Genomic DNA, 14,116 nt, shown 5'->3' on the forward strand with positions numbered 1-14,116 from the left:
GGCGGTACAGCGGGTTCAGGACAGCCGGAACCTCACCCGGATGCCCGGCCGGGCTTGGGCGAGCGCGCTCAGGGCGCCCGCGCGCACGACGGCCGCGACGGGGTAGCCGCCGGTCGTCGGGTGGTCGGCGAGGAACACCACCGGCAGCCCGCTGGGCGGCACCTGGATCGCGCCCGTGACGACGCCTTCGCTGGGCAGCTCGCCTTCGATGGCCCGGCGCAGCGGCGTCCCGTCGAGGCGCAGGCCGACGCGGTTCGACTCCGCTGTCACCGTCCACCACGCCGACAGCCCGGCGGCCACGTCGTCGAGCCAGTCGTCGCGGGGGCCGAGCGTCACCGGCACCACGAGCTCGCCCGGTGCCGGGGCGGGGACGACGACGTCCGCGCCCGCCGGGATGCCGGGCTCGCCGAGCGGGAGCACGTCTCCGGCTTCCAGGGGCGCCGGGCCGATGCCGGACAGGACGTCGCGCGAACGGCTGCCCAGCACCGGTTCGACGGCGATCCCGCCGGACACCGCGAGGTAGCAGCGCAGCCCGGCCGCCGGGGTGCCGATGGTCAGGACCTGCCCGGCGCGGACGGGCACCGGCGCGTGGGAGCCGGCCGGCCGGTCGTCGACGCGGACGTCGACCGACGGGCCGGTCACCGCCACCGTCGCCGACGCCGTGAGCCGCACGGAAAGGCCGCCGAGCAGGGCTTCCACACCCGCCGCACCCGGGTCGTTCCCGACCAGGCGGTTCGCCAGCCGCAGCGACGAGGTGTCCAGCGCGCCCGAAGGGGCGACGCCGAGGTGCGCGTAACCCGGCCTGCCAAGGTCCTCGACCAGCGCGTACCGGCCGGGGTCCAGCACTTCGAGCGACCTCATCGGACGCTCCGGAACCGGACGCGGTCGCCGGGGGCGAACAGCGCGGGCGGGTCGGCGTGCGGGTCGAACAGCGTCGCCGACGTGTGCCCGAGCAGCCGCCAGCCACCCGGCGACTCACGCGGGTAGACGCCGGTGAACTCGCCCGCCAAGCCCACCGAACCGGCCGGGACGCGGGTCCGCGGCGACTCGAGCCGCGGCTGCCGCAACGGCTCGGGAAGCCCGGTCAGGTAGCCGAAGCCGGGCGCGAACCCGGTGAACGCGACCGTGTAGACGGCCCCGGTGTGCAGGTCGGCGACGGCGTCCGGGGAAATCCCGGCGTCGGAAGCGATGAGCGAGAGGTCTTCGCCGTCGTAGCGGACGTCGAGGGTGACTTCGCGGGGTTCACCGGCGGGCGGGTGCGTCAGGTCGGCGTCGTCGAGCAACGCCCGCACGGCCGCGACATCCCCGACGACCAGCAGGCTCCGGGCACCGGGCACGAGGTCGACGACCCCGGGCGGACGCGCGGCGGCCACGGTCGCGTGGGCCGCCCGCATCTGCTCGAGGGAGTCGCAGTCCAGGACGGCGGCGTCTTCGCCACAGCGCCGCCAGCGCACGGCGTCAGCCGACGACGCGGCGCAGCAGGGCCGAAGAGTGCGGCTGCATCTCCTGGCCCACCATCGCGCGCTCCTCGACGTAGCCGAGGGAGCCTTCGACCAGGCCGTACAGCCGCTGGGCCGCGGTGACGTCCTTCGCGGTGGAGGTCCGGATCAGCGCGTCGGTGCCGAGCTCCCAGGACGTCTGGTTGCGCGGCTTGCCGTAGTACAGCTCGACGATGCCGGTGTTGTGCGTGAGCAGCAGCTCGATCGTGTCGTCCTCCTGCGGCCGCCAGAATCCGGACTCGCGGGCGGCGGGGCGGATGACGTTGCCGTCCTCGTCCAGCAGCCACGAGCGGGACTCGTGGATGAGGAACGGGCGGCCGTCGTGGGCGATCGTGAGCTGCTGCGCGAACTTGTACGGGCCGTCGATGGTCGGGTAGTCGACCTCGCCCTCACCGCGCCAGACGCCGACGAGCGGCAGCAGCGCGAGGCAGGCGTCGTTGAGGTTCGGCCCCTCGCGCAGGTTCGCGGTGTCGTTGGGGATGGGCAGGTCGTCCCACAGCGGGAGGTTGCGCGTCCGCGTGCTTCCGGCGCGCATGTCCGCTGCCGCGATGGCGTCGTCGCCGCTGGCCGTCATGCGTCAGCGCTGGTCGGCGTACAGCCGGTAGACGACGTACACGGCGAACCAGGTGATCGCGACGCCCGCCAGCACCAGGAGGGTCGTAAACAAGGCTTCCACGGCTGGCAGCTTAGTCCGCCGCCCCGCACCCGGCCCGGCGCAGGGTCGCCGCGGTGAGCACGGTCACCGCGAGCAGCACCACCCCGGCCACGCCCATGGCCAGGTGCAGCCCGCCCGGCAGCGTCGAGCCGCCCGCCACCAGCGCGCCGAGGGCGGCGACGCCGAGCGCGGTCCCGGTCTGGCGCGCGGCGTTGACCGTCGCCGACGCGATCCCGCTGCGGTGGCCCGGCAGCCCGGCCAGCCCGACGATGTTGGACGGCGTCACCGACAGCCCGACCCCGGCGCCGGCCAGCGCGAACGCGATCGCCACCAGCCAGTACGGGCTGTCCGCGCCGAGCGCGAGGAACGCGAAGGAGCCGACGGCCGCGACGAAGTAGCTGACCGGCAGCAGCCGTTCCGCGCCGTAGCGCGCCGAGAGCCGGCCGGCGGTGAACGCCGCGACGACGTTCGCCAGCACGTACGGCAGCATCTGGACGCCCGCCTCGGTCGCTGTCGCGCCGCGGGCCTGCTGCAGGTAGACGCCGATCAGGAACACGGCCGGGTAGGCCGCGAACCCGAGGCTCCACGCGGCGAAGATGGCGACCGAGAACCGCGTCCGGGCGAACAGGCGCACCGGCAGCATCGGGTGCTCGACGCGCAGTTCGACCACGATGAACGCGGCCAGCGCGGCGAGCCCGAGTACGCCGGTGACCAGCACGGACGGGCTCGGGCCGAGGCGGCCGGCTTCGATCACGGCGAACGTCAGCAGGCCGATCCACAGGGCGCCGAGCACCTGGCCGGTCAGGTCGAGCGCACCGTGCGCCGGGTCGCGGGACTCCGCGATCCCGCGGCGGCCCGTGACCACCGCGACGAGCCCGATCGGCACGTTGACCAAGAAGATCGCGGGCCAGCCGAAGGCGTCGGTCAGCGGGCCGCCGATCAGCGGTCCGAGCACCAGCGCGCAGCCCGCGACCGTGCCCCAGAGCCCCATCACGCGCGCCCGCGCGGCCGGCTCGGGGAAAGCGTGCGCGAGCAGCGCCACCGAGCCGGGGATCACGGCGGAGGCCGCGAAGCCCTGCACCACGCGGGCCGCGACCAGCCATTCGAGCGTCGGGGCCAGCGCGCAGCCGACCGACGCGACCGTGAACACCGTGAGGCCGGACAGGTAGACGAGCTTGCGGCCGTACCTGTCGCCGAGCGTGCCGCCGGAGAGGATCACGGCGGTGAGCGCGACGGTGTAGCCGTCGACGATCCACTGCAGGCCGCTGAAGCTCGTGCCGAGCGTGCGCTGCATGGTCGGCAGCGCCACGCTCACGACGCTGACGTCGAGCAGGGCCATGAAGCTGCCCAGGAACACGGCCGCCAGCAGTCCGGTCCGCCGGGTCACCGGAGAAATTAGGGTCACCTAATCATGGTGCGGCCCCGAGGCGGGTCGAGGTCAACTCCCCGGGTGCCGAAAAGCAGTGAAAGCCACATCGAGGGACTCCGAGTCCCTCGATGTGGCCTTCACGGACCACGTCGCTCAGCCGACCGAGATCGCCAGCTGGTGCAGGCCCGGGCCCTCCGCCGTGACGGAGGCTTCGCCGTTGCCCGTGCGGTGCAGCGCGCGCACCGTCCAGTCGCCCGGTGCCGCGTAGAAGCGGAAGTCGCCGTCGGCCGAGGAGACCACCTCGCCGGTGAAGTCGCCGCCGCCGTCCAGGAGCCGGACGAACGCGCCGCCGACCGGCCCGTTCGCGCCGGTCACCTTGCCGGCCAGCACGACCTGGCCCTTGGTGTCGTAGTCCGCCGGCGTGGCCTCCTGGACCGGTGCGCCGCAGCTGTCGTCAACCGCCATCACTTGGCTCCCAACTCGACCGGCACGCCGACCAGCGAGCCGTATTCCGTCCACGAACCGTCGTAGTTCTTCACGTCCTCGTGGCCCAGCAGCTCGTGCAGCGCGAACCACGCGATCGAGGAGCGCTCACCGATGCGGCAGTAGGCGATGGTGCCCTTGGCCGGGTCGATGCCCTGCTCCTTGTAGAGCTCGTCGATCTCGGCCTCGGTCTTGAAGGTGCCGTCCTCGTTGGCGACCTTCGCCCACGGCACGTTCAGCGCGCCGGGGATGTGGCCGGGCACCTGGGACTGCTCCTGCGGCAGGTGCGCCGGGGCGAGCAGCTTGCCGGAGAACTCGTCGGGGGAACGCACGTCGACGAAGTTCTTCGCGCCGATGGACTGGACGACCTCGTCGCGGAACGCGCGCAGCGACAGGTCCTGGTCCTTGGCCTTGTAGTCGGTGCGGTCGCGCTTGACCTCGTCGGAGTTCAGCTCGCGGCCGTCGAGCTCCCACTTCTTGCGCCCGCCGTCGAGCAGCTGGACGTTCTCGTGGCCGTACAGCTTGAAGTACCAGTACGCGTAGGCGGCGAACCAGTTGTTGTTGCCGCCGTAGAGGATCACGCGGTCGTCGTTCGAGATGCCCTTCTCCGACAGGAGCTTCTCGAAGCCCTCCTTGGAGACGAAGTCGCGGCGCACCCCGTCCTGCAGGTCCTTGCGCCAGTCGAACTTCACCGCGCCCCGGATGTGGCCTCCGTCGTAGGCGGTGGTGTCCTCGTCGACCTCGGCGAACACGACGCCGGGGGTGTCCAGGTTCTCCTCGGCCCACTGGGTGGTGACCAGGACGTCTTCACGGCTCATGGGACAGAACTCTCTTTCTGGTTGAACTTCAGGACGCGCGGGCGGGGGTGAAGCGTTTGATGAGCAAGAACATTTCGCAGCCCAAGCAGAAGTTGAAGGCCGCGTTGAGGAAGGCCGCGAACAGCGCGAACGCCGTCGCGACGATGCCGAGCGGGGTGATCCCCGCGGCGAACCCGATCGTGCCGACGAGCGCGAACACGAACCCGACGGCCTGGGCGAACCGCAGCGGGGCCGCGTCCTCACGCTCGGACGTCGGGCCGAGGCGCGGGGCCACGAGCGCGCGGTAGACGATCGAGTACGGCGCCGGCTTGAGCCCGACGAAGGCGCCGATGGCGAACACGACGGTCTGGGCGGCCAGCAGCGGCCACCACTGGGTGACCAGCACGACCGCGAGCACGATCGTGGTCAGGATGGCGGCGAACCGCGGGCCTCGCGGGTCGACGGCCGGTCCGGCGGGCATGGTTCCTCCAGCTGGAGCAGAGGGGGTGCGTGCGAACGGCACGCGTCAGCGGCAACAGGGCTGGCTGGGGACCGGACGTGCTTCAGCGCCGGTCGGGCTGAACGCGACACAGGCTGCTGCGGACGCGGCAGAGGTCGACTGCGCGTCGCTGCGTCAAGAAGGTGGTCAGCCCGGTCACGGGTGCGAGGGTACCCAGAGCTCCCTCAGAGTGGGAACCACGTTCATACCTTGGGACGATTCCCGCTATCCGGGACAAAGCCTGGTCAGCGCGTCCGAGTCGTGAGATGCGGCCGCAGGGCGTCCAGCAGCTCGGGGCCCTTGGGGACGCCGCCGACGCGCAGGAGCTCCCGGCCGTCCGGGGTCAGCGCGATCGTGGTCGGCGTGCGCAGCACGGCCAGCGACTGCGCGACCTCCGGCTGGTTCGTCACGTCGAGCTCGACGTGGTGCAGGCCGTCGGTGCGCTCGGCCAGCGGCGCGAGCACGGCCTTCGCGTGCCGGCACGGCGCGCAGAAGGTGGTGGAGATCTGGACCAGCGTCACGGCGGACGCCGGGTCGAGGACGTCGGTGACGGGGCCGGGCAGCTCACGCACGGGCTTGGCGTCCCGCACGCGACCGTTGCGCGCCCGCAGCACCAGGCCCACGGCCGAAGCCACGACCAGCACCGCCACGAGCACCCACAGCCCCGTCACCGGCCGCCTCCCTACTTGCTCAGCTCCGCGAAGGACACGTTGGTCGCTTCACCCTTGATCGTCACCGATCCGCTCTGCACCCGCACGCCGGTCGGGGTGACCGACAGCGGCAGGTCCTTCGTGTTGATCGACGCGTTGAAGTTCGGCATCAGCGCCTTCTGCACTGCTTGGGGAACGACCGTGGTCTCCTGGTCATTCCCGAACTGCAGCCGCTTCGGGATGAAGTTGATCGCCCCGTTCTTCGCGTCCGCCTCGATCATCGCGAAGCAGAAGATTTCCAGATCCTTGCCCGCGAACTTGAGGTGTCCCGAAATGCGGACACCCGTGCTCGACTCGTCCTGGTCGGCCTGGCCCTCGGTGGTCGTCGTGGTCGGCGTCGGCTCGCTCTGCCCGCTGTCGCCGTTCTGGACGTAGTCCGTGCTCGCCGGGTCGATCCGCAGGTCCTTGATCTTGTCCAGCGGCGAGACGCGCGCCAGGTCGGCGGCCTTGATGGTGACCGAGCCGGTCAGCTTGCCGATGGTGATCGCCTTGGTGTTGCCGTTCGTGAGGTCCGACAGCGGGGCGTTGACGTCCTCGAGCTCGGCGTTGAGCGCGACGTCCTGGAGCTTGTCGCCGACCGGCACGCCGGAGGCCGACACGCTGATGTGACTGTAGTCACCGCCCAGCGCCTGCGTGAGGAACGGGAAGCCGTGGATGGTGACCGACGGGTCGTCGGTCAGCTGGAGCTGCGTGCGGGCCTTCTGGGAGATCGTGTGCTCGGCGTACGCGGCGGCTCCGAAATCGGCGCCGACCAGCAGCAGCACCAGCACGACGAGGGCGATCACCCAGCGCCGTGCCCGGCGTCCGCGGCGCCGCGCGTCCGGCCTCGGTGCGGGTCGGTCGTCCCGGGTCACGGGCCTGCTCACCATCGCGTCCGTACTCCTGTTCGTCGGGGACACCGGGGCTTTCTCCAGGTGTGATCGATCCAGCAAGGGTTAGGTGCCCGGCCGTTCAGCCGCTATTCTCACTTAGCACCGACTAACGCCACCGTGAGGCGACGACTTTGAGAAGGCGGTGCGGCTGATGAGCCTGGACCTTCTGGTACTGACCGCAGAGGCCGATGCCACGTCGGTGCTGCCCGCGCTGGACCTGCTGCCGCACACCGTACGCGTCCGGCCTCCCGAGGTGACGGCCCTGCTCGACGCGGGCCACCGGGACGTGATCCTCCTCGACGCGCGCAGCGACCTGGCCTCGGCGAAGAGCCTCTGCCGCCTGCTCAAGGGCGCCGGCGAGGACGAGGCGGCCACCCCGATCATCGCCGTCGTCGGCGAGGGCGGGCTGGTGGCGGTCAGCGCCGAGTGGCGCACCGACGACATCCTGCTGCCCACCGCGGGCCCGGCCGAGGTCGACGCCCGGCTGCGGCTGGTCACCACCCGCGACGGCGGGTCCGCGCAGGTCGACGCCGAGCTGCGGGTCGGCGAGCTGGTCATCGACGAGGCGACCTACACCGCGCGGCTGCGCAAGCGCACCCTCGAGCTCACCTACAAGGAGTTCGAGCTGCTCAAGTACCTCGCCCAGCACGCCGGCCGGGTGTTCACCCGCGCCCAGCTGCTGCAGGAGGTCTGGGGCTACGACTTCTTCGGGGGCACGCGCACGGTCGACGTCCACGTCCGGCGGCTGCGCGCCAAGCTCGGCCCGGAGCACGAGCAGATGATCGGCACCGTGCGCAACGTCGGCTACAAGTTCGAGCGGCCCGCGAAGGGCGGCGCGCCCCGCCAGGCCCCGGCCCCGGCAGCGGTCGAAGCCCCGGCCGAGACGCCCGAACTCGCGCGCTGACGCCGTCACACTCCCAGGACGCCCCGACACCGCTCGAGTTGCCTCGCGCGCGGGTACGGTCGCAGGGTGAGCGGAGACGGGGAGTGGCGCCAGGAACTGGACGACAAGCAGCTCGAGGACGTGCGCGGGCTGCTGCTGGCCGTGCGCGAAGCCGACGGGCGGCCCGAGGTCGAACCCGAGGGCCCTCTGCCCGGCGAGTTCGACGGCGGTGAGCACCTCGTCGCCTGCGTCGAGGGCGAGGTCGTCGGCTACGCGCACCTCGACACCACCGGCGACTCGTTCGGCCACCAGGTCGCCGAGCTGTTCGTCCACCCCGCCCACCGCAACCGCGGCTACGGCGCGAAGCTGCTCCAGGCCGTCGACGAGCGGGCCGCGGTCGGGTTCCGGATCTGGGCGCACGGCGACCACCCCGCGGCGCGGCAGCTGGCCCTGCGCGCGGGGCTCGAGCGCAAGCGCGAGCTGCTGATCCTGCACACCGACGTCAAGGGCGCGGACTGGCCGGAGCCGCGGCTGCGCGAAGGCGTCTCGCTGCGGACGTTCGTGCCGGGGCAGGACGAGGACGCCGTCGTCCGGGTCAACGCCCGGGCCTTCGACTGGCACCCCGAACAGGGCGCGCTGACCGCCGACGACATCCGCGCCGACGAGGCCCGGCCGTGGTTCGACCCGGCCGGCTTCTTCCTCGCCGAAGAGAACGGCACGGTCATCGGCTTCCACTGGACGAAGGTCCACGAGCCGGCGCCGGGCCGCTTCGACGGCGAGCGGGTCGGCGAGGTCTACGTCGTCGGCGTCGACCCCGCGGCGCAGGGCGGCGGGCTCGGCCGGGCGCTGACGCTGGCCGGGCTGCGGTACCTCGCGAGCGAGGGGCTCGGGCAGATCATCCTGTACGTCGAGGGCGACAACGCCCCGGCGCTGGCGGTCTACACCAAGCTCGGGTTCACGCGTCACGAAACCGACGTCCAATACGGTCGGTGACAACGATCAACGCCGTGCGAACGGTTCGTCACCGTGCGCGAATGCGCAGGTCACGGCCGGGACACGGCCCACTTTCGGCTTAGTAGCACTGCTCACATCCGGGGCCTTGTTCACTTCTCGTTCATCTGGAGAGGGGCACCCGTCCACCGGCGCTGCCTAATGTCCGGATCCGGCGCGGCAGCACGCCGCGGCGACCCGGTCAAGCTCCTGATGGAGGAAACAGCAGTGAAGATCATGCGGCCCCTGAGCGCGGTGGGCATCGTCGCGAGCGCCGCCCTCGTGCTCGCCGCCTGTGGTTCCGACCCCGCGGCGTCCAACAGCAGCAGCTCGAACTCGGCTTCGGCGCCTGCTGCGACCGGTACCGCGGACGTCCAGTGCGGTGGCAAGAGCCCGCTGTCCGCCGAAGGTTCCTCGGCCCAGAAGAACGCCATCGACATCTTCACGCAGCAGTACGGCAAGAAGTGCTCGGGCCAGCAGGTCAACTACAACCCGAGTGGCTCGGGTGCGGGCGTCAAGCAGTTCAACGCCAACCAGATCGACTTCGGCGGGTCCGACTCGCCGATCACCGGCGCGGACCTCGAAGCGGCCAACAAGCGCTGCGCGAGCGACGCCTGGAACATCCCGATGGTCGTCGGCCCGGTGGCCGTCGCCTACAAGCTCTCCGGGGTCGACAAGCTGACGCTGACCCCGTCGGTCATCGCCAAGATCTTCAGCGGTGGCATCACCAAGTGGAACGACCCGGCCATCAAGGCGGTCAAGGGCAACGAGAGCCTGAACCTGCCGGACAAGGCCATCCAGGTCGTCTCCCGCTCCGACGAGTCGGGCACCACCGACAACTTCCAGAAGTACCTGGGCGCGGCGGCGAAGGCCGACTGGACCAAGGGTGCCGGCAAGAAGTTCAACGGTGGCGTCGGCAACGGTGCGCAGGGCTCCAACGGTGTCGCGACCGCGGTGAAGGCCTCCGACGGCGGCATCACCTACGTCGAGGGCGCGTTCGCCAAGGACGGCCTGACCCCGGCGCTGATCGACAGCGGCTCCGGCGGCGTCGAGCTCAACGCGGCGAACGTGGCGAAGTCGCTCGACTCGGCCAAGTTCCTGAAGGAGGGCTCGAAGGACCTCGCGCTCGACCTCAACGGCATCTACGCCAGCAACACCCCGGGTGCCTACCCGCTGCTGCTGACGACCTACGAGATCGTCTGCTCGAAGTACGCGAACCCGGACGTCTCGAAGGCCGTCAAGGCGTTCCTGACGGTGGCCGCCACCGACGGTCAGCAGCCGCTGTCCGCCAAGGGTTATGTGCCGATCCCGCAGTCGCTGCAGACCAAGGTCCTGGACTCCGTCAAGGCGATCTCCTGACCCGGTCTTGCGACACTTCATCGAGTTGAGACAGGCTGGACAGAACTGTCGATGAGCGAGTCATCCTCGACGCGAACGCCCACCGGCGACCCCGGTGGGCGTTCGTCGTCGGCCACCACGCCCCCGGAGGTCCCGATTTCGGAGCAGCCAGCGCCGCCGGCGGCGAAAGAGCCGCCCGCGAGCGAGAAACCGAAGAAGGTGCGGCCCGGTGACCGCATCTTCCAGAACCTGACCACCGGGGCCGGGATCTTCGTCGTCGCCCTGATCGGCCTGATCGGGCTCTTCCTGCTCATCCAGGCGATCCCGGCGCTGAAGGCCGACAAGGTCAACTTCCTCACCAACCACGGCTGGTCGACCAACGACCCGGCGAACATGGCGTTCGGCATCCTCGACCTGCTCGAGGTCACGGTGGCGACGTCGCTCGTGGCGCTGGTCATCGCGATGCCGATCTCGCTGGGCATCGCGCTCTTCCTGACCCAGTACGCGCCGTCGCGGCTCGCCCGGCCGTTCGCCTACGTCATCGACCTGCTCGCCGCGGTGCCGTCGATCATCTTCGGCCTCTGGGGCATCCTCGTGTTCGCCCCGGCGATCGAGCCGTTCTCGCAGTGGGTGAACGACACGTTCTCGTGGTTCCCGCTGCTGGCGCCCGGCAACGTCGCGCCCAGCGTGCGCGGCACGATCTTCACCGCCGGCATCGTGCTGGCCGTGATGATCCTGCCGATCATCACGTCGCTGTCGCGCGAGGTGTTCGAGCGCACGCCGACGCCGCACATCGAAGGCGCGCTGGCGCTCGGCGCCACGCGGTGGGAGGTCATCCGCACCACCGTGCTGCCGTTCGGCAAGGCGGGCTACGTCGGCGCGTCGATGCTGGGCCTCGGCCGCGCGCTCGGCGAGACGATCGCGCTGGCCGTCATCCTGCTGATCCCGCAGGGGCGCAACTTCGACTGGAGTCTCTTCGACGGCGGTTCGACGTTCGCCTCGAAGATCGCCGCGAACTACAGCGAGTTCAACAACGAGACCTCGGCGGGCGCGTACATCGCGGCCGGTCTGGTCCTGTTCGTGCTGACCTTCGTCGTGAACTTCGCGGCGCGGTCCATCATCGGCCAGAAGGGCGACTGAGCATGACCTCTTCGACGCTCGAAGCCCCCGCCGCGACGCCGGCGTTCCAGCAGGTCAGCATGGCCCGCAAGGTCAAGAACGGGCTGGCGACCACGTTGGTCTGGCTGTCGTTCCTGATCGCCGTCGTCCCGCTGGTGTGGGTGCTCTACACGGTGATCGCGTACGGCATCAAGCGCATCCCGTACAGCAACTGGTGGTCCCAGGACTTCGGTGACGTCCTCTCGGACGAGGTCGGCGGCGGCGTGCTGCACGCGATCATCGGGACCCTGCTGCAGGGCCTGGTGTGCGCGATCATCGCGGTGCCGATCGGCATGCTGGTGGCGATCTACCTGGTGGAGTACGGCCGGGGCGGCAAGCTCGCCAAGGCGACCACGTTCATGGTCGACATCCTCTCCGGCGTGCCGTCCATCGTGGCCGCGCTGTTCATCTACGCGCTGTGGATCACCACGCTCGGCCTGCCGCGCAGCGGTTTCGCCGTGTCGCTGGCCCTGGTGCTGCTGATGATCCCCGTGGTCGTCCGGTCGTCGGAGGAGATGCTGCGGATCGTCCCGGACGACCTGCGCGAGGCGTCGTACGCGCTCGGCGTGCCGAAGTGGAAGACGATCATGAAGATCGTGCTGCCGACGGCGCTGTCCGGCATCGTCGGCGGCATCATGATGGCGCTCGCCCGCGTCATGGGCGAGACGGCTCCGCTGCTGGTCCTGGTCGGCTACTCGGCTTACACGAACTGGGACATCTTCCACGGCGAGCAGGCGGCGCTGCCGCTGCTGATGAACAACGAACGCGTCAGCAACCCGATGGACCCGGGCTCGGTCGGCTTCGACCGGATCTGGGGCGCGGCCCTGACCCTGGTGCTCATCATCGCCGTCATCAACCTCCTCGCCACCGTGTTCGCGCGCCTTGTCGCCCCGAAGAAGAAGTGAGCTGTCAGTCATGGCCAAGCGAATCGACGTCAAGGACGTGGACATCTACTACGGCAAGTTCCACGCCGTGGACGGCGTCACCCTCTCGGTGCCGCCTCGCAACGTCACCGCGTTCATCGGCCCGTCGGGCTGCGGCAAGTCGACGGTGCTGCGGACGCTGAACCGGATGCACGAGGTCATCCCCGGCGCCCGGGTGGACGGTCAGGTGCTGCTCGACGGCGAGGACATCTACGCGTCGTCGGTCGACCCGGTGCAGGTGCGCCGCACGATCGGCATGGTGTTCCAGCGCCCCAACCCGTTCCCGACGATGTCCATCAAGGACAACGTCGTCGCGGGCCTGAAGCTGGGCGGCACCAAGGGGAAGAAGACGCTCGACGACATCGCCGAGCGGGCCCTGCGCGGCGCGAACCTGTGGAACGAGGTCAAGGACCGGCTCAACAAGCCGGGCGGCGGTCTCTCGGGCGGGCAGCAGCAGCGTCTGTGCATCGCCCGCGCGATCGCGGTGCAGCCGGACGTGCTCCTGATGGACGAGCCGTGCTCGGCCCTCGACCCGATCTCGACGCTCGCGATCGAGGACCTGATCGGTGAGCTGAAGAAGGACTACACGATCGTCATCGTCACGCACAACATGCAGCAGGCGGCGCGCGTCTCCGACCAGACGGCCTTCTTCAACCTGGCCGGGGTGGGCCAGCCGGGCCGGCTGGTTGAGCTCAACGACACGGAGAAGATCTTCTCCAACCCGGACGAGAAGGCCACGGAGGACTACATTTCCGGCCGCTTCGGCTGAGTTGTCGTTGTCGGAGAAGGCCTTTCTCGCCGGTGCTCGGGGCCGGCGAGAAAGGCCTTCTTTTTGGGTATAATTCCACTGTGACTCGAAGAATCACCGCCCCGGTCGTGACCTTCGCAGTCGATCCCGAACTCGGTTCCGCGTTCGCCGGGTTGTCCGAAGAGGACGGTGAGTTCGTCCTCGTTTTCCTTTCCGGCATAGGCGAACCCGACCAGCAGGAAATCGCCACGGGCATGGACACCTACTGCGTGGTGACCGCGGAAGAGGGGACCTGCTACGGCGGGGTCACCGCGGTCTCGCTCGACGGCGGGGTGCTGCGCGTGACGTTCGCCGAGACCGCGGTCCGGCCGCTCGGCCTCGCGGACACCGACCTCGAGATCGTGCTCGACGCGGATTCCGTGGCGATCGAACGGTTCCGCGCGGGACTGGCGCGGATCCTGGCCTACGGGCGGCCGGAAGCGCACCCGGTGCTCAGCGGCCTGTGAAGCGCCCGCTCACGCCGGAAGGTAGCGCAGGGTCAGGATCCCGGACGCCCACGCCCGGCTTTCCACGAGCCGCAGGTCCGCCCGCCGGTCGGTGAAAAGCGGTTGCCCCGCACCGATCGCCGTCGGGTAGAGCTTGACCCAGTACTCGTCCACCAGCCCGGCCCGGACGAACTCCTGGACGATCGAAACCCCGCCGAAGAGCACCATGTCCTTGCCCGGCAACGCCTTCAGCTCCGCGACCGCCGCCGCGAGGTCCGGCCCGGCGACCCGGTGCGGGGCGGCGACCGAACCGAGCGAGCGGGAGAAGACCACCTGCGGCGTCGAGATCATCCACGTCGCGAAGTCGACGAGTTCGGCCGGGCTCGCCGGGTACGCCGCCTGGGCGCGGAAGTTCTGCTCGATGCCGTGGTGGAAGGTCCGGCCGGTCAGGATGGTGTCGCACCGCGCGCGCATCCGGTCGGACAGGGCGATGTTCAGCTCCGGGTCGGCGGACATCCAGTCCAGCTCGCCCGCCGGGCCGGCGAGGTGGCCGTCGAGGGTGACGTTGACGTAGAGGATGACGTTGCGCATGTCCGGCTCCTTCGTGGGTGGGCTGTCACCCGTTGAGAGACGCCGGCGCCGCGAAACTCATCGGTCCTCGCGAAAAAAGCCCCTGACCAGGCGGTCAGGGGCTCCTTCGAAGGGGC

General features: G+C 70.3%; 17 protein-coding genes. 7 read left to right on the forward strand and 10 right to left on the reverse strand.

Going from position 1 to position 14,116, the window contains the following annotated elements:
* Positions 1 to 15: 15 nt before the first annotated feature.
* The 9 genes from ACYVLJ_RS11355 to ACYVLJ_RS11395 form a co-directional block, all read right to left on the reverse strand.
* On the reverse strand, positions 16 to 861 hold the full coding sequence (locus ACYVLJ_RS11355) for a 5-oxoprolinase subunit C family protein (RefSeq protein WP_460438552.1): 846 nt from the start codon (positions 859 to 861) through the stop codon (positions 16 to 18).
* A complete protein-coding gene (locus ACYVLJ_RS11360) occupies positions 858 to 1,454 on the reverse strand; it encodes a 5-oxoprolinase subunit B family protein (protein WP_460438553.1) in 597 nt (198 codons plus the stop codon). The genes ACYVLJ_RS11355 and ACYVLJ_RS11360 overlap by 4 nt, the downstream gene beginning before the upstream one ends.
* 4 nt (positions 1,455 to 1,458) lie before the next feature.
* Positions 1,459 to 2,073 (reverse strand): heme-binding beta-barrel domain-containing protein, encoded by a 615-nt coding sequence (locus tag ACYVLJ_RS11365; protein WP_451969617.1) that lies wholly within the window; start codon positions 2,071 to 2,073, stop codon positions 1,459 to 1,461.
* Between the two features lie 112 nt (positions 2,074 to 2,185).
* A complete protein-coding gene (locus ACYVLJ_RS11370; protein ID WP_460438554.1) occupies positions 2,186 to 3,559 on the reverse strand; it encodes an efflux MFS transporter permease in 1,374 nt (457 codons plus the stop codon).
* Between the two features lie 117 nt (positions 3,560 to 3,676).
* Positions 3,677 to 3,988 (reverse strand): DUF1416 domain-containing protein, encoded by a 312-nt coding sequence (locus ACYVLJ_RS11375; RefSeq protein ID WP_451969613.1) that lies wholly within the window; start codon positions 3,986 to 3,988, stop codon positions 3,677 to 3,679.
* Positions 3,988 to 4,824 (reverse strand): sulfurtransferase, encoded by an 837-nt coding sequence (locus ACYVLJ_RS11380; RefSeq protein ID WP_460438555.1) that lies wholly within the window; start codon positions 4,822 to 4,824, stop codon positions 3,988 to 3,990. Before ACYVLJ_RS11380 ends, ACYVLJ_RS11375 begins: the two co-directional genes overlap by 1 nt.
* Positions 4,825 to 4,852: 28 nt before the next feature.
* Positions 4,853 to 5,284, reverse strand: a complete 432-nt coding sequence (locus ACYVLJ_RS11385; protein ID WP_460438556.1) for a DUF4395 domain-containing protein — start codon at positions 5,282 to 5,284, stop codon at positions 4,853 to 4,855.
* Between the two features lie 263 nt (positions 5,285 to 5,547).
* Positions 5,548 to 5,973, reverse strand: coding sequence for a TlpA family protein disulfide reductase (locus ACYVLJ_RS11390; RefSeq protein WP_451969607.1), 426 nt, complete (start codon positions 5,971 to 5,973; stop codon positions 5,548 to 5,550).
* A gap of 11 nt (positions 5,974 to 5,984) precedes the next feature.
* Entirely contained in the window at positions 5,985 to 6,881 is an 897-nt protein-coding gene (locus tag ACYVLJ_RS11395) for an LmeA family phospholipid-binding protein (protein WP_451969605.1), read from the reverse strand.
* A gap of 154 nt (positions 6,882 to 7,035) precedes the next feature.
* On the opposite strand from ACYVLJ_RS11395, the gene ACYVLJ_RS11400 reads away from it, so the two are divergent.
* From ACYVLJ_RS11400 to ACYVLJ_RS11430, 7 genes are all read left to right on the forward strand, one after another.
* Positions 7,036 to 7,788: a winged helix-turn-helix transcriptional regulator gene (locus tag ACYVLJ_RS11400; RefSeq protein ID WP_460438557.1), complete on the forward strand. Its 753-nt coding sequence runs from the start codon at positions 7,036 to 7,038 to the stop codon at positions 7,786 to 7,788.
* Between the two features lie 66 nt (positions 7,789 to 7,854).
* A complete protein-coding gene (mshD, locus tag ACYVLJ_RS11405) occupies positions 7,855 to 8,760 on the forward strand; it encodes a GNAT family N-acetyltransferase (RefSeq protein WP_460438558.1) in 906 nt (301 codons plus the stop codon).
* Between the two features lie 225 nt (positions 8,761 to 8,985).
* A complete protein-coding gene (gene pstS, locus ACYVLJ_RS11410; RefSeq protein ID WP_451969599.1) occupies positions 8,986 to 10,116 on the forward strand; it encodes a phosphate ABC transporter substrate-binding protein PstS in 1,131 nt (376 codons plus the stop codon).
* A 198-nt stretch (positions 10,117 to 10,314) separates the two neighbouring features.
* Positions 10,315 to 11,235: a phosphate ABC transporter permease subunit PstC gene (pstC, locus tag ACYVLJ_RS11415; protein WP_451969901.1), complete on the forward strand. Its 921-nt coding sequence runs from the start codon at positions 10,315 to 10,317 to the stop codon at positions 11,233 to 11,235.
* Between the two features lie 2 nt (positions 11,236 to 11,237).
* Positions 11,238 to 12,158: a phosphate ABC transporter permease PstA gene (gene pstA, locus ACYVLJ_RS11420; protein WP_451969597.1), complete on the forward strand. Its 921-nt coding sequence runs from the start codon at positions 11,238 to 11,240 to the stop codon at positions 12,156 to 12,158.
* Between the two features lie 10 nt (positions 12,159 to 12,168).
* Complete coding sequence (pstB, locus tag ACYVLJ_RS11425) at positions 12,169 to 12,945, forward strand: phosphate ABC transporter ATP-binding protein PstB (protein ID WP_125308653.1); 777 nt, start codon at positions 12,169 to 12,171, stop codon at positions 12,943 to 12,945.
* An 80-nt stretch (positions 12,946 to 13,025) separates the two neighbouring features.
* Positions 13,026 to 13,430 carry an Imm10 family immunity protein gene (locus ACYVLJ_RS11430; protein WP_451969595.1) on the forward strand — a complete coding sequence of 135 codons (405 nt, stop codon included), beginning with the start codon at positions 13,026 to 13,028 and terminating at the stop codon, positions 13,428 to 13,430.
* A gap of 9 nt (positions 13,431 to 13,439) precedes the next feature.
* Here ACYVLJ_RS11430 and ACYVLJ_RS11435 read toward each other — a convergent pair whose 3' ends face one another.
* Entirely contained in the window at positions 13,440 to 14,000 is a 561-nt protein-coding gene (locus ACYVLJ_RS11435; RefSeq protein WP_460438559.1) for a dihydrofolate reductase family protein, read from the reverse strand.
* Between the last annotated feature and the right edge of the window lie 116 nt (positions 14,001 to 14,116).

It is taken from the genome of Amycolatopsis stemonae (assembly GCF_054781455.1).

What these genes read in the sequence shown, in the direction of transcription:
- ACYVLJ_RS11355 (WP_460438552.1), bottom strand. Translation starts at nt 861, where the DNA reads ATGAGGTCGCTCGAAGTGCTGGACCCCGGCCGGTACGCGCTGGTCGAG.
- ACYVLJ_RS11365 (WP_451969617.1), bottom strand. Translation starts at nt 2,073, where the DNA reads ATGACGGCCAGCGGCGACGACGCCATCGCGGCAGCGGACATGCGCGCC.
- ACYVLJ_RS11375 (WP_451969613.1), bottom strand. Translation starts at nt 3,988, where the DNA reads ATGGCGGTTGACGACAGCTGCGGCGCACCGGTCCAGGAGGCCACGCCG.
- ACYVLJ_RS11380 (WP_460438555.1), bottom strand. Translation starts at nt 4,824, where the DNA reads ATGAGCCGTGAAGACGTCCTGGTCACCACCCAGTGGGCCGAGGAGAAC.
- ACYVLJ_RS11385 (WP_460438556.1), bottom strand. Translation starts at nt 5,284, where the DNA reads ATGCCCGCCGGACCGGCCGTCGACCCGCGAGGCCCGCGGTTCGCCGCC.
- ACYVLJ_RS11395 (WP_451969605.1), bottom strand. Translation starts at nt 6,881, where the DNA reads ATGGTGAGCAGGCCCGTGACCCGGGACGACCGACCCGCACCGAGGCCG.
- ACYVLJ_RS11400 (WP_460438557.1), top strand. Translation starts at nt 7,036, where the DNA reads ATGAGCCTGGACCTTCTGGTACTGACCGCAGAGGCCGATGCCACGTCG.
- pstA (WP_451969597.1), top strand. Translation starts at nt 11,238, where the DNA reads ATGACCTCTTCGACGCTCGAAGCCCCCGCCGCGACGCCGGCGTTCCAG.
- pstB (WP_125308653.1), top strand. Translation starts at nt 12,169, where the DNA reads ATGGCCAAGCGAATCGACGTCAAGGACGTGGACATCTACTACGGCAAG.
- ACYVLJ_RS11435 (WP_460438559.1), bottom strand. Translation starts at nt 14,000, where the DNA reads ATGCGCAACGTCATCCTCTACGTCAACGTCACCCTCGACGGCCACCTC.